The sequence below is a fragment of the uncultured Fibrella sp. genome, from assembly GCF_964250085.1.
Classification (GTDB): Bacteria; Bacteroidota; Bacteroidia; order Cytophagales; family Spirosomataceae; genus Fibrella.
In genome coordinates this window covers 416,663-430,414 of the sequence record NZ_CAXUEC010000002.1, presented here as the reverse complement: position 1 = coordinate 430,414, position 13,752 = coordinate 416,663, and the positions used below count along the sequence as shown (strand labels likewise).

The 13,752-nt window shown below is 52.3% G+C and carries 14 protein-coding genes; 2 read left to right on the top strand and 12 right to left on the bottom strand.

The window, feature by feature from the left end:
* Positions 1–85: 85 nt before the first annotated feature.
* From ACFE8Q_RS07345 to ACFE8Q_RS07300, 10 genes are all read right to left on the bottom strand, one after another.
* Positions 86–1,141, bottom strand: coding sequence for an efflux RND transporter periplasmic adaptor subunit (locus tag ACFE8Q_RS07345; protein WP_375444721.1), 1,056 nt, complete (start codon positions 1,139–1,141; stop codon positions 86–88).
* A gap of 123 nt (positions 1,142–1,264) precedes the next feature.
* Positions 1,265–2,626: a TolC family protein gene (locus tag ACFE8Q_RS07340; protein WP_375444720.1), complete on the bottom strand. Its 1,362-nt coding sequence runs from the start codon at positions 2,624–2,626 to the stop codon at positions 1,265–1,267.
* A 57-nt stretch (positions 2,627–2,683) separates the two neighbouring features.
* On the bottom strand, positions 2,684–3,154 hold the full coding sequence (locus ACFE8Q_RS07335; protein ID WP_375444719.1) for a MarR family winged helix-turn-helix transcriptional regulator: 471 nt from the start codon (positions 3,152–3,154) through the stop codon (positions 2,684–2,686).
* Between the two features lie 259 nt (positions 3,155–3,413).
* Complete coding sequence (locus ACFE8Q_RS07330) at positions 3,414–5,489, bottom strand: glycoside hydrolase family 3 protein (protein ID WP_375444718.1); 2,076 nt, start codon at positions 5,487–5,489, stop codon at positions 3,414–3,416.
* A 152-nt stretch (positions 5,490–5,641) separates the two neighbouring features.
* Entirely contained in the window at positions 5,642–6,241 is a 600-nt protein-coding gene (locus ACFE8Q_RS07325) for a hypothetical protein (RefSeq protein ID WP_375444717.1), read from the bottom strand.
* A 19-nt stretch (positions 6,242–6,260) separates the two neighbouring features.
* On the bottom strand, positions 6,261–6,431 hold the full coding sequence (locus ACFE8Q_RS07320) for a hypothetical protein (RefSeq protein ID WP_375444716.1): 171 nt from the start codon (positions 6,429–6,431) through the stop codon (positions 6,261–6,263).
* Between the two features lie 234 nt (positions 6,432–6,665).
* Positions 6,666–6,866 carry a zinc-binding dehydrogenase gene (locus tag ACFE8Q_RS07315; RefSeq protein WP_375445147.1) on the bottom strand — a complete coding sequence of 67 codons (201 nt, stop codon included), beginning with the start codon at positions 6,864–6,866 and terminating at the stop codon, positions 6,666–6,668.
* Positions 6,867–6,935: 69 nt separating this feature from the next.
* Positions 6,936–8,057, bottom strand: a complete 1,122-nt coding sequence (locus ACFE8Q_RS07310; protein ID WP_375444715.1) for an Ig-like domain-containing protein — start codon at positions 8,055–8,057, stop codon at positions 6,936–6,938.
* Positions 8,041–9,153, bottom strand: coding sequence for a hypothetical protein (locus ACFE8Q_RS07305; RefSeq protein ID WP_375444714.1), 1,113 nt, complete (start codon positions 9,151–9,153; stop codon positions 8,041–8,043). Before ACFE8Q_RS07305 ends, ACFE8Q_RS07310 begins: the two co-directional genes overlap by 17 nt.
* 139 nt (positions 9,154–9,292) lie before the next feature.
* Entirely contained in the window at positions 9,293–9,985 is a 693-nt protein-coding gene (locus ACFE8Q_RS07300) for an SGNH/GDSL hydrolase family protein (protein WP_375444713.1), read from the bottom strand.
* Between the two features lie 103 nt (positions 9,986–10,088).
* Between ACFE8Q_RS07300 and ACFE8Q_RS07295 the strand changes: the two genes are divergently transcribed.
* Positions 10,089–10,754 (top strand): hypothetical protein, encoded by a 666-nt coding sequence (locus tag ACFE8Q_RS07295; RefSeq protein WP_375444712.1) that lies wholly within the window; start codon positions 10,089–10,091, stop codon positions 10,752–10,754.
* Between the two features lie 47 nt (positions 10,755–10,801).
* Here ACFE8Q_RS07295 and ACFE8Q_RS07290 read toward each other — a convergent pair whose 3' ends face one another.
* On the bottom strand, positions 10,802–12,388 hold the full coding sequence (locus ACFE8Q_RS07290) for a M81 family metallopeptidase (protein WP_375444711.1): 1,587 nt from the start codon (positions 12,386–12,388) through the stop codon (positions 10,802–10,804).
* A 175-nt stretch (positions 12,389–12,563) separates the two neighbouring features.
* Between ACFE8Q_RS07290 and ACFE8Q_RS07285 the strand changes: the two genes are divergently transcribed.
* Positions 12,564–13,046, top strand: a complete 483-nt coding sequence (locus tag ACFE8Q_RS07285; RefSeq protein WP_375444710.1) for a hypothetical protein — start codon at positions 12,564–12,566, stop codon at positions 13,044–13,046.
* A gap of 42 nt (positions 13,047–13,088) precedes the next feature.
* Here the strand turns inward: ACFE8Q_RS07285 and ACFE8Q_RS07280 are convergent, their stop codons facing one another.
* The gene (locus tag ACFE8Q_RS07280) at positions 13,089–13,646 is read right to left on the bottom strand and encodes a dihydrofolate reductase family protein (protein WP_375444709.1); all 558 of its coding nucleotides are present in this window, start codon (positions 13,644–13,646) and stop codon (positions 13,089–13,091) included.
* Positions 13,647–13,752 lie beyond the last annotated feature (106 nt).

The following is a 13,752-nucleotide window of genomic DNA, read 5'->3' as shown; positions in this document are numbered from 1 at the left end:
GTTTGTGGTTTGTTGTCTGTGGTTTGTGGTTGCGCTGCTGATTAGCGAAGCAACCACAAACCACAGACAACAAACCACAAACCCTTTATTTCGTGATTTGAATTTGTTTCCCTTCGCTCAGGTTCAACTGGCCGGTGGTCACCACCTGATCGCCCGCGTTAAGCCCACTCAGCACCTCAATTGAGTCGCCAAAGTCACGACCAACGGTGATCGTGCGGCGGCTAACGGTGTTGCCGTTGATGACGTAGACGTACGGATTCTTAATACTTTCAACCAGCGCGGCGCGTGGAATCTGCAACGCCCGCTGATTCGATTTCTGCGAAAAATCAACGTTAACGAACGTACCTGCGCGCAGGCCATTGGCATTGTCGATTGTGATCTCGACAGGATAATTGTGTTCTTCCGACCCTTGTGGGGCGATGTAGGTGATACGACCGCCGAACGTTTTGCCCGGGAAAACATCCGATGAAACCCGAACGGCTTGCCCTTCACGCAGACGGTACACATCGCTTTCGTTGACTGGTACTTCCACCTTTAGCCGAGCTACGTCGAGTACCCGCCCCAGCACTTTACCCACGGTGATGTATTCGCCGGGTTCAATGTCTTTCTGCACAATGCGCCCACCAATAGGCGCTTTCACATTGGCATCGGCAATCTGTTTTTTGATCTGCTCGGCTTGGTTCAGTGCGTTTTCGTAGTTGTATTTCGTGTCGTTTACCTGCAATTCGGTGGTGGCATTACCTGCCAGCAAGGTGTTGTACCGCGTTACGTCCTTCTTCAGTCGGTCGATCGAGAGCTGTGTGGCCTCCAGCGACAGTTCTTTCAAGCGGTTATCGAGTTGAACAAGGACAGCGCCTTCACGAACGGTTGAGCCCAGCGCGAAATTGACCTTCGTCACCTTGCCGGCCGTCGTGGCAATCAGATCGGCCTCTTTATATGGGATCAGGTTGCCCGTTTTAACGAGTTGCTGACTCACCGTGCCTTCTACCACGGGTGCTACCGTGACCGGAATGGCCACGTTGGCTTTTACGACTGGCTGTTTCTGAGCATCGATCGTTTTCTTGTTGGAAGCCAGCCGGAACCCAATCAGGGAAACGACAGCCAGTATCGCCACTATAACAAAAAGTGTTGTCTTTTTCATGATCTATTATGTAGTGTCATTAGGTAGTCATTCATTGTCATTTGTAGTCATTTGTCGTTTTTGCAATGAACGACAACCAATGACCACTTAATGACAATGAATGACTACTCAATGACTATTAGTTTAGAGTTGGTTGTAGAAAGAAAGGAGTTTGCCCTGCGATTGTTCGAGATCGAGCCGCGCCTGGTACAGGTTAATGAGCGAATTGATGTAGTTGGTCCGGGCCTCGCGGTACGAGTTGTCGGCGTTGATCAGGTCGGTCAGTAGCTTGGTGCCTTGCTTATATTGCAGCGTCGTGATGTTGTAAACCTCCTGCGCCAGCTTCACATTGCGTTCGTCGTTCTGTAAACTGGTTTGTGCCCGCTGAATCTGTGACTGGGCGCTGTTGAACTGGAGTTGGTAGGCTGACGTATTCAACTTCTGCTGCTCCTGCTGGGTCTGCAACGTTAGCCGCTGTTGCTTAAGCTGTGAATCCCGGCGAAATCCGTCGAAAATGGGAATGTTAAGGCGTAGGCCTACACTACCAAAACCAACGAAATTAGTGAAGAGATTATCAATCGTTTGAGCGCCCAGATTCACCGTGCCGTAGTTGCCCGTAAGGCTCAGCGTAGGCAAATAGCCCGCTTTAATGCGCTGTAGCTGAAGTTGTTGCAGGATGATGTTTGTCTCGGCCTGTTGGAACGAAACCAGCCGTTTAGGGTCAAAAGGTTCCTGTTCGATTGTTGGTGACTGGGTCAGCAGCCTCGTATCTGCCAGTGTAAGGGTCTGGTCTTGTGGCATGCCCATCTGATACTTCAACCGGTTGAGTGCCAGATTGCGGTCATTCTCGGCCAGCGTCAACTGCGACTGGGTGCTATTATAGCTTACCTCCGTCCGTGTATAATCCACTGGTTGAATCACCCCGTTATCGCGCTGTAGTTTCAGGATGTTGAGCACCTGCTGGGTACGTTGCAGGTTGTCGCGGAGGAGCGCAATCTGTTGTTCCGACACAAACACCTGATAATAATTGCTGGCAATGTTATAGATCACATCTTCCTGCGTCTGGCGTGTATTCAGGGCGGCCAGTTGCTGGTTCGGCTTGTTGGCCTTGAGTCCAATCAGCAACGACCGGTCGTAGATCGTCTGAGTGAGCTGACCAGTCAGGTTTGTCTGATACTTCTGACCAATGATGAACACCCGTGGTTCCGGCCCGAATACACCCGCCGGAATTACGCTCTGCTGCAGTTTCAGATTGTCGGTAGTGGTACCGGTAGCCGACACCTGTGGCAGGTATTGGCTCAACGCCTCCCGCGCCTGCTCGTTGGCGGTCTGAACCTGATATTGCGCAATGCGAACGGTGCCAAAATTCTTCAGGCCGTAATCGATACAGTCTTTCAATCGAAAGCCGCCTGGTGCGGGTGCCTGTGGTTGAGACGGTGCCTGAGACCAGCCCTGAGGCGGAAGCCACAGGATCAGCCCTAAGCTAAGTGCAATTAATCGTTTCATAAATACAAAGGTTGATGTATCTACAGTAGACGTATCAACTAATTAGCTAAAAAAAAGTTACTTGTCTAATAGTGTAATGATTTTGCGGGTCGTAGTCAAAAAAGCGTCTCTTTCTGCCTCAGAAAGCTGGCTCATCACGTGTTGGTCAAGCATTTCGGTGGTTTGAATTGCCTGCTCGATGATCATCCTCCCGGCGGGTGTCAAACGGATCAAATTCTTGCGACGGTCAATGCTGTCGGGTACTACGCGTAGGTAGCCATCCCGTTCTAATGTGCGAATGGAGCGTTGAATGCCCGATTTATCTTTCTGAAGCATGTTGGCAATGTCCTGCTGAGATAGCAAATCTTCACCCGCAAAGTAGGTAACAAACAGCACCGGGAACTGCTCGATCTGGATCGTGAAGCCAAGCCGGGTCAGTTCGCGATTGGCCCGCTTTGCCATCAGGTGGCCAACGTGGCTGATCATAAAGATGGATTGTGAGCCCATCCGTTCTGCAAACTTCGCCTGAAGCGTTTTTTCGTCAATCATGGGGCAAATGTAAAACTAGTTGCTATATCAACCAATATAACCTGGGAAAAGTTTTTTTGTCGAGGTGATAGAGGTGATAGAGGTGATAGAGGTGATAGAGGTGATAGAGGTGATAGAGGTGATAGAGGTGATATATGTTTTGTGCTAGATGGGGTTCTGTGGAGTTGCTGTGCTGTAGGGCCACGCGCCAGTAACTCACAAAGCCCCATCTAGCACAACGTGCAGAAAGATGCGTCAGCACCACCGCAACAGGCAAATATCAATACCCTATTCCCTCGTCATACTTGAACAGGCCGTAGGTGGGGCCTTCTTTGTAGCCGGGTACGTCCTCCAGTTGGTTACGAACGGCGGCTTCGGACAGGGGCGTGGTGAAGGGCATTTTACCCGTTGGCTTGAACGTACCTGACACAATGTCGAGCAGGGCGTCCATTGTGGTGCCAAAGGTCGCCAGCACGCCCTTGAAACGGGTGGCGGTAGCGGGGTTGTAAATCTCGTCGATCACCCACGGATTGGTGTAGTTGATGGCCATAATCGTTGGTTTTTTAGCCGTCAGGGCATTGATATACGCTACATCGACGGCATTTTTCGACAGCGACAGTTCGATAGGGGAGCCGTCTGAGGCGAAGAGCGATTTGGACGATGGCAGTAGCCACAACAGAATGACGTCGGCCTCTTCCGGTGTTTTTACAAACTGGAGGGCGTGTTTTCCATCGGTGGGTACGTAGGCTTCACCCTGGCCGGTAGTGGCCGTGTTGCCGCGTTTGGCATACGTTTCAACGTACACTTTTGTCGTCGGTTTCAGGGGTAGCGTTTTTGCTTCGTTGCGCAGCAACACAATCGACTTGCGCAGGGCTACATCGGCCCGGGCCTGGAAGGCGGCACTGCCTACGATTTTTTCAGCGGCGGCCTCATCGACGTAGGGGTTTTCAAACAAACCCAGTTCAAACTTTTCTTTCAGCAGGCGAATCACCGAATCGTCGATCAAAGCCATATTTACCTGACCTGTTTTCACGGTTTCGAGCAAATTAGCAGGGTCGGCCGTGCCTGAGTAGAGGTTAACGCCTGCTTCGAGCGTACGCTTGTAGCGCTGGATAATCGTCAGGTTCTCAGCGCCCCAGGGCATCATTTCAATGGGGCCGGTATCGGAGTTAATAATGCCGTTGAAGCCGAGTTTCACGCGCAGCAGGTCATGAATGATGGCCCGATTGTAGGCGTAGGCGATGGGTTCGTAGTCTGTTCCTGTGGGCATCGAATAGTAGGGCATGATGGCCGACGTACCTGCGGCAATGGCTGCTTTGAACGGAATGAGGTTGTTCTGAAACTGGCCACCCGGAAACACCTCTTCCTTTCCCCAGTCGAAATGGGGGTCTTGCCCTGCTTTGCCCGCTCCGCCACCGGGAAAATGTTTGGTGGTCATGGCGACAGATGTGTTGCCCAGTTTCTTGCCCTGAAAACCAAGCACTACCTCCGTAATCATTTTTGCGGCCCAGTCGGCATTTTCGCCAAAGGTGCCGTCTACGCGCTGCCAGCGGGGTTCGGTGGCCAGGTCGGCCATGTACATATAGCCTTTGCGAAGGCCAACGGCGGCCCATTCCTGCCGGGCAATGTCGGCAAATTCGCGGGTCAGTTTCAGGTCGCGCATGGCAGAAAGACCCAGTTCGCCAGGCCATGAAGAGAACGCCGTTTTGCCCACACTGGTACCAATAGCGGCCGTGGCCGTGACATGGTTGCGGGGGTTAGAGGCTACGATGGCCGGAATACCCAGCCCGTCACTCTCGCAAAGCGCCTGTAGTTTGTTGGCCCATTCGGCCGTCATGCGGGCGCTGACGTTGGCCCGGAGAATGAAGTGGCGTAGGTGAAACTGCGTAACCGCTTTGGTCGTGCCCGCTGCATTCATGATCGGCGTGAGCATGGGCTTGCGGGTAAACATATTTGTAGTAGCCGAGAGGTCTGTTTCGTTGAAATCGCTGCTGATCGGCTCCTTGTTTCTAGGCGCTTCAAACGACCAGTCGTTTTTGAGCCGGGTGGTGCTGATGAGCATAAAACCAACCTTTTGCTCCACCGACATTTTCGAGACAAGATCCTTACTACGCTCGTCGGGCGATAAGCGCCAGTCTTCATACTTGTCTACCTGCCCGTTTCGGTTCAGGTCTTTGAACGACAGATCATTGACTTTAATGATTTTCGCAGAGCGCGCTCCCAGAACAGGTTGCTGCAACGTGGATTTTGACTGGGCAGTTGCGCCCTGAACCACCAGGAGGGAAAGCGCAAGACAGGCTGCTACTCCATTGCCTGCTTTCAGGCGACGTGGCGTTACATCAGAGAGGTTAGTCATCAGAGATCGGTAGGTTTCAACAGCGGCAACGTACCTGCACCATACAGGTACGTTGCCGCTACGAGTTGACTCGTTGTCATTATATCAAAAATGACATAAGTACAATTGCCGGGTCAGTTACTCACAAACCTTACCACTACTGACGTACCCAACTAGCTCTCTGCCTGCTGGGACTGATCAAGCTCAATATCCACTTTAAGCCGACGGATCAGCAGGATCGAAACGATACCCATTGCCAGCGGAAATAAGCCCGAAAACTGGTTAGACTGCTCGGCGGCGGGTCGTTGCACCAGCATAAAGGCGATGCCACCGCCGAGTAGCGCCGTTACGAAATGGAGGATGACAACGGTGAAGTCCTGACCGCTCTCGCTGTTATCTTTCACGCCAAGAAACGTGTACATGGCGGCTACAGCCTGCGTAATAGCCACCAGAACACCCCATGCCCCAAACATATTGGCAATGCCCCTGGCCGGATTGCCGAGATAAAAGAGCAGGCCAACGCCCACGGCAATATCCAGAAGACCGGCGATCAGGAACCAGTAATCCGGCGTGTTTGCCCGGCTGCTGCTGCGCCAGAAGCGGTGGGCACTGAGGCCCGACAGGAGTAACAGCGCACTCAACGCGCCCAATGAGAGCACAGATTTGCTGTTACCCGTGAAAAATAGGGCCACGCCTGCTATAATCAGAAGGCCCGCCCTGATATAGAGCGATTGCCAGGCCAGCGGTTTTGTTGGTGCAGTTGTCGATGCCATAACGAGTTCATTTTAAAGGTTATAAGCCGGGAGTCACGTCGAGAAGACTGCGTCCTTTGGTGGCTATCGCTTCGTTATACTGGTTGCTGATTCCGTTTTTGATGATCTCGCCGCGGTCGCGTTCGCCCCGGGCGAGGGCCTTCACAAACTCAACGGCCTGTTCGGTTGTGATTTTGCCGGGCTTAGGCACAAGCCGTTGATACCGTCGCCGGGCAGGCTGAAAATAGTATCGACTCCCCAATCCAATACTCGTTCGACCAGTAGGTCGGCTCCTGTTGTGGCCATGTTGCTCTCGTATATTGTGTGCAGACGTGCTTATCCTGCCCAGAGAACTGGCTAATTTCTATTTGGTTGGTAGTTTAAGTAGTATTTAATGATTTCATGATAGTATGGTCGTTGAGTTTCTAACCCCACTCAACGTTAATCAATCGTCAATACCAGTTTTCCCTTTACTGTGGCCGGTTTCGATGTATTCGTGAGCGTGGGCTACTTTTTCCAGTGGGTACGTTCGGTCGACGACCGCGACAAGCTTGCCCGCCAACACCTGTTTCAACATCCAGTTCATGTCTTCCCGGGTGAAACTAAACATAATTGTTTCTGATTTTTGCTTCTCGAAAACGCTCACCACTTCCAAAGGATTTTGGTCGTTAGTGTTGGGTTAGCCGTGGCCGTTTGAGCAGGTCGGGTCTGTAAGCTAGTCGAGTACTGTAAAGACCACTTCCTTGTACAGTTGGCCGTCGTCAGGGCGTTTACTACGTGTTATGTCTCGGTCGAAGGGGCGAATGAGATTGTTTCCCGCGAGATCTTCCAGCCTATTCTCGACACGCAGGTGGTAGCGGCCAACTGTCCAGTTTGTCGTTGGCGTAAACTGGCTTTGCCGTTCGTTTTGGCCAATATGCCACGTACCTGGAACGACCGACCCATCATCTCCAAAAACACGCAGCGTTTCGGTTAGTAAATAATAGTCGAGTGATTCACCGAAAGTGACCGTACAGGGGGACAACGTACCCGCTTTGGGCGATTGGACCGACCAGCTTGCGGGGGTAGGCGAGAGGCTATCCCGTTGAATGACCTGAAACGTTTTCGCCCCGCGTTGACCCAGTTTAGCCCCCAACGCATCTGGCCAGTCGGGAGAAATAACCAGCCGGTACCGTTTGCCGATTTGGAGGGGAGCCCCCAGCCGTTTGTTGGGTTGCAGATCGCGCTTGATTCGGCCGGGGTCAAGCCAGAGGGTCAGCATGGTTCGGTCGGCGTTCCAGAGTTCCGGCTGCAAATCAAGAAAGACGTTCCGCAATGTGTCGCCGGTTGCATTAAGCAGGGTAACGTACCTGGCCGACTGACTTTCGCGCATGGGCCGCGAAAAATGGAGGTAGACTTTCAGCAGGTTGTCTGGCAGTGAATCGGCAGATGGGTAAATAGCCAGCAGGGCGGGTTTGTCACTTACGTCCAAAGCCGGAATGGCAACTTCGCAGAGCGGCTTATTCCGCAGCCATATCGTGTACCGGCGTCCCCGCGTGAAGGCTACCAGCGGGTCAAAATGAATGCCTGTTGCGGCCTGTTGGTAATTACCGGCCATTCCAATTGGCTGACCAGCCAGCCGGACCGTCAGCAGTTGTGGGAGCGAATCGGCGTTTATTCCATCTACCAACCGGTGGGGAATGGTCAGGCTGGTAGCCCTCTTCCCATCCCAGTTAATGGTGATGCCGGTTTCTTCTGCGGGGCGGCACGCGAGTAGGCAGGTGCCCAAAAAAATCAGGCTATACACGATGTATAGCCTGACAAATGCCTGTGAAGGAGGTTTACAGATAACGGTCACTGGATGTCCACAGGTCAAGATTACCGTTCGACCGACGTTGCAGCAGCACCATGCGGCTATCGTCCAACTTGTCGATCTGGAGCACGTTTGTCAGCGGTAGCGACACGAAATCGACACCGGCTGTGGCGAAGTTCTCTGTAACGGGCGTGGTTAAAGAACCCTGATACGCTTCAAGGTTTTTGTAGTTGACCTTGAAAACCGGCCGACTCGAATTGGCCATGAGCAAAAACGACTCGTTGCCTTTTTTCAGAATCACCATGTCGAGGGGCGAGTTGCCGCTACCCATTTCGGCGACCGTCCGGCCTTTTACGTGCTTGCCGGGCTTCAATTCGTCCATCGGAAACAGCACCAGGGGTGTGCAGGTATAGCTGGCCAGCAGGTATTTTTTGCCCTTTATCTCGGTCGTGGTAAAGGTTTTAATTGGGGCCATGGTTTCGTATTTAGCGTGAGCAGCATGGTAAATTTCCAGCGAACTCTGGTCCTGAACAGTCGTGAACGGAAACGGAATGCTTCGGAACGTTGACCCAAATTCCTGGTTCGACAGGCCACTTACGAGCAGTTTCCCATCCGCAAAACCGATGTCTGATATCGACGAAATCCGCAGCGATTCGCCCCGGCGATCTTTGGCATCTTCGGCGGCAACATTCGTGAGGACAACGGTTGAAAAAGGTACGTCTTTCAACGAAACAGCCGTCAGCTTATCGCCGTCAATTTTGAGCAGAACCGGCGTGCCGTCGCTATGCTGAACCGCGCAATACACACTTTTCGACGATGGGTTGACGGCGATGTCCTGAATGGTAATATTGGCCACGTCGGTACCCAGCAGGGCGGCAATTTTCTGGTCAATATTTTTGATCTCGACCGGATTGGCTTTCTCGTTCATGGCTCCATCCTTGGTGTCGATCGCAAAGACGGTAGCACTTCGGCCGTCGCCGATAAACAGGACGCCATCGGGCCCAAATGTAAGCGCATTGATAGACCGGATTGCGGGAGTGCCCGTTACAAACCCATATTTATTCCTGACAGAATGGGTGGTTGCGGCCAGGAGCAGAACCCCGATCACGCCAACGGCTACTAGTAACGATAGTTTTTTCATGTATAGACAGGTCAATGGTAAAAATAGCTTGATTATCAGGCTGAAAGTACGAGTATTGGCGTGTATTTCAACGTGTTTGCCAGACCGTTCGATAGAAGAAAGATGGCGCAGGAATCAGGAAGTCCATCAAACGGTGTGCTTAGTTCAACAGTTTTTCGACTACGGGCTCAATTAGCTTTCTCGACGCTGTTGCATCAAGATGTAACCCGTCGGTGGTCATGGTATTGATATCCAGGCCGGGCGTTTTGAAGCCGTTGACAAACAGGCAGTCGTTCCGCTTCGCTATTTTTTTGAAGGTTTTGCTCATCGCCTCCACGCGCTTCCCGCCACCCTTGTATTTCTCCAGTGCTTCCGCTCTATCACCGTATGGCGGCGGCGAAATAATGACGATTTTAGCCTTGTTGATCGCGGGGTAATGGCTGCTTTTTATACGGGTAATGAGCCGCTCCAGATTAGCAGGTACGTCCCGCTGACGATCAGCAAAAATGGCTTTGGCATCGTTGGTACCCAGTTCAAGAATGATAAAATCAACTGGTTGACCGTTGGTGGCCTCTGTCGCCTTCGTCAGGTTTTCATCAAGTACAAGCAGCGAATTCAAGGTGCTGTCACCGAGATTCAGAAACCCGATCGTCCGACCCGACTTGCTGATATTGACCACCCTGGCATTGGGTAACGCTAACCGGAGTTGCTGCTGCCAACTATGGGCATACGTGCCGTTGCTGTCGCCAAGGGTAAAGATCGTGAGCGGCTTATCAGACAGGATAGTAGCCTGTGAAAACACGGTGATCGGCAACAGCAGTAAAGCAAAAAAGGAGTTCAGGCTGAATGTCATGGGGTAGTGGTGCTGTGCTGCATACTTAACGATAAAGTAACATGAACTTCACACGGCTATAGAGCGGGCAAGTTTACATTTGATTGTATAAACTTAACGCACTATGAAAAAAAGTATTCTTATCGGCTTCGTGGCCGTGGCCCAGTTTATGAGCTGTTCGCCGGATAATACGCCCTCGGTCAGTGTGATCAAGCCAGTTCCTGCCAACCCGGCTACTACGCTGCCAAACGAGAATGTAAGCGCGCTCTTCCAGCAGTTTCATGGTAAGTACAAAGTGATCAGTTCCGTGACCAGCGAGCCCGTAGATGTTGACCTGAATGGTATTTCTTCGGTTAACCTGTTACAGGAAATGGACGAACTGAGCTTGCAGGGAGGAACACAATACCACACTGAACTGAAAATTTATGGCCCATCGCCATCCAGTGCGAAGCCCAGTTTCACATTCATTCAATGGTGGCCCGAACAGTTTATCAGGACAGGCGTTGGCAAGGTGTGGGATGGCGGTGAACTGCTTAGCTACAACCCCGACTATGTAGTAAAATACAACTTCCAGTCGGCTTATCGTTCCTTCTCGCTGTCGAACGATCTGAGGAAGATTACGGTAAATCCAGATGCGCCCAATGACGCCTATCGCTGGGTAAGGCCAGAATCGGTTACGGTCGAGGCCAACGAGCGCCTGCGCGTAACCAACAAGCGGCGGCTGTACACGCGGTTGGGCGTTAAAGAAGTGATAATAACAACTGTATACCAGCGATTTACAACTAGCTAGTCAAGGCGGAATTATAAAAGTCACTCTTATTTAGTGATAATATTCCGCTACCGGGACGTACCTGACAGCGGCACCAGTTTGGCCGACAGGTCGGGTGTTTTCATGTCCTTATCGAAGGGAAACAGGGGGCGCTGAATGCGTTTGTAGGGTAGTCGGAATAAATCCTGATCAACGCCACCGGGCGTCAACGCCATAATCCAGTCTTTCTGCATCTCGTAGAGTTCCGGTTGCAGGTAGCCAATCTTTACCACCACAATGTCGGCTGTTCGTGGGTTAAGGCCTAGGCGCGTGAAATCCTTTTCTTCATGGTAGGGCTTGCGCTTCTGCGTAATAATCACGCTCACGCTGCCCACTTTTACCACGGCTTCCACCTCCGCATCTTTATCGCCCGTCACAATCGCCGTTACCGTCCCCTTGAGCGGAACAGGCGGCGCAAAGCGGTGGTCGACAAGGGCACCAGCCGAACCGTCGACCTGACCGCCAATACCCGCTGCCACTGCTTTTTTGATAAAACCAGGATCAGGAATCGACGCGTAGATAAGCGATGGACCATCGGCTTTTTTAAATTCGGGACGTTTCAGGATTTCGGTGATCGTCCAGGTCACGTCGCCCGCGCCGCCCGCCGTTGGGTTGTCGCCGGTATCGCTGATGTAGAACGGTTTTTTGGCACTGGCAACGGCTTTGGTCAGCACATCGGCTAACGTACCTGTGGGGGCAACGAAGTCGAACTTGTCCCGCGCCGCCCAGAAGTTGCGCGCCAGTTTTTCGGCCGTTTGTGTCACCTTCGTTTTGTCATCGCCAGTGACCAGTACAACGGCGTGGTTGCGCGGTTCATCGGCCCAGGCGTAGCCAATCCAGATGGCCGCATCAACCACGCCCGACTGACGGTCGGCCAGCGGTTCAACCTCAGCGTAGAGACTTTTTCCCGGCTCAATGCGGGTGCTCGTTTTTTCGCCCGGCAACAGGATAGGTACGTTTACAAGGGCTTTGTAGGCAGGCTTTCCTTTGCCGCTTCTGAGCCGGTCGAGCAGGTTGGTCACGGCCCGTTCTTTGGTTTGCATCGCATCTTCGTGCGGGGCCATGCGGTAGCAGGTCATCAGGTCGGTGTTTTGCGCCAGCCGCTCGGATACATTGCCGTGCAAATCCATCGACGTGGAAATAAGCGTCTTATAGCCAACCACTTTTCTGATTCGGATGATCAGATCACCTTCGGGGTCATCGAGCCCTTTCACGCTCATCGCCCCGTGAATATCGAAATACAGACCATCGTAGGGGCTATATTTTCTGAGTGAATCGAGCATCTTCCCGACGAGCGATTCATACGCCTCCCGCGTGACGGCCCCACCCGGCAGCGATTTACCCACGACGGTGGGAAACCACTTCGCCTGTTTGCGCAACGGGGCCGCGCCCATCATAAACGGATAGGCCGTAAACACCTCGCCGCTGTAGCGCGCATGAAACGCGTCTTCGTGCGTAACCGCCGGTGAAAAGGTGCTGGATTCGATGCCCAAACCCGCAATGGCGATGCGTGGCAATCCTGCTGAAGCGGGGCGGGCTGTACCTGGAACTGATTGGGCTACGCCCGATATACTTACCGAAATGCAGGCCAGAAGCCCTAGTACGACCTGTTTCATGCCTACAAGGTAGCGAGAAGACAAAGAAGTTTTTCCGGCAGTGATAACCTTCATTCTGCCAGGCGATATACAAGCGAACGCAAACGGAATTGACTGCGCCGCACGGCTGCCACGGTTACAGGTCGTATGTTGCTTTTATCGTTTCGTGTCAGTCTTCTCCTAAATCCCATTCGCCATGAAAAAGGCCCTTGCATTCGTAGTTTTCGTGGTTGCTGTTGCTGTCATAATCGATAAGGCAAGTGTCGGTGGGGCAGCGGTGGAGCAGACCAACAGTGCCAGCAGTGCTCTGACAAAGCAGGTCGATAACCTACTTGCAACCAATAAGTTGACCATTGATGCATGGAGTATACGTCCGGTTTTCAGTAAAACGTGGGTTAACGGAGAGGCGAAAAATGAATCCTATATCGTCGCTCAATTTACGAACATGGATAATAAGCACCCGCTGAACGAAGCACAACTCACCGCGTTCAGTGAGCAGTTGTATGCGACTATCTCGGCCGACACAGCTACGGCTTCAGCGTTTCAGGGAATGCGTGTTCAGTTCGAAAATAGAGTCGACTACGTTCTGTTTAAAGCAAGTACGAACTTTAACCTGACTTTTCTTTTCGGCGAATCAGAACAGACTGTTGTTGCCAATCAGCAGAAGACAGCGCAATGAAGTTACCCTTGAAGGTTCTTTTGAGTTAACCAACACGACTGGTCAGTATCCCTGTTTAGGTCTATAAGTCAGCACAACAATGCCGCAGTCAAACGCTTTGGCGTGTGCCAGCGTCAGTAACTGCCTGGTAATCAATCCGCCGAAGATGGGCATCCCGTCTCCGATAGCGGCCGGATTGATGAAGAGATGCAATTCATCGATCAGCCCGGCTTTGATGAGCGACGCCACGAACGTACCCCCGCCATAGACGATCATGTCGCCACCCGGCTCGTTTTTCAGGGCGTTGATGTCGGCCGTCAGCTCACCGGTCGCCAGCCGGGTATTGTCCCAGGGGGAGGTATCGAGCGTTTTTGTGAAAACAACTTTAGGCGTACTGTTGATCTTATCGGCCCCCGGCGAGTCTGGGTTGGCCGCCCAATGCGGAATAAATCCTTGTGCCAGATTTCGACCCAACAGGATAGTGTCTACTGGTTCGGTCAGGTAGGCAACGTACCTGCCAACGTCGTCTGTCCAGGGAAACGTCAGCCAATCCATTTCCCCATTGGGGCCAGCCATAAAACCGTCGACGGTGGCTTGTACCTGTAGCTTAAGCGTTCTCATTTGTTCTGCGTTTTCGTTACAAACATACAAGTCTAAAACCAGGGAGCGGAGGGGAGCAAACGACAAATCTGGGGGGTAACTGTGCGAGATGAAACGCTGCCTGATG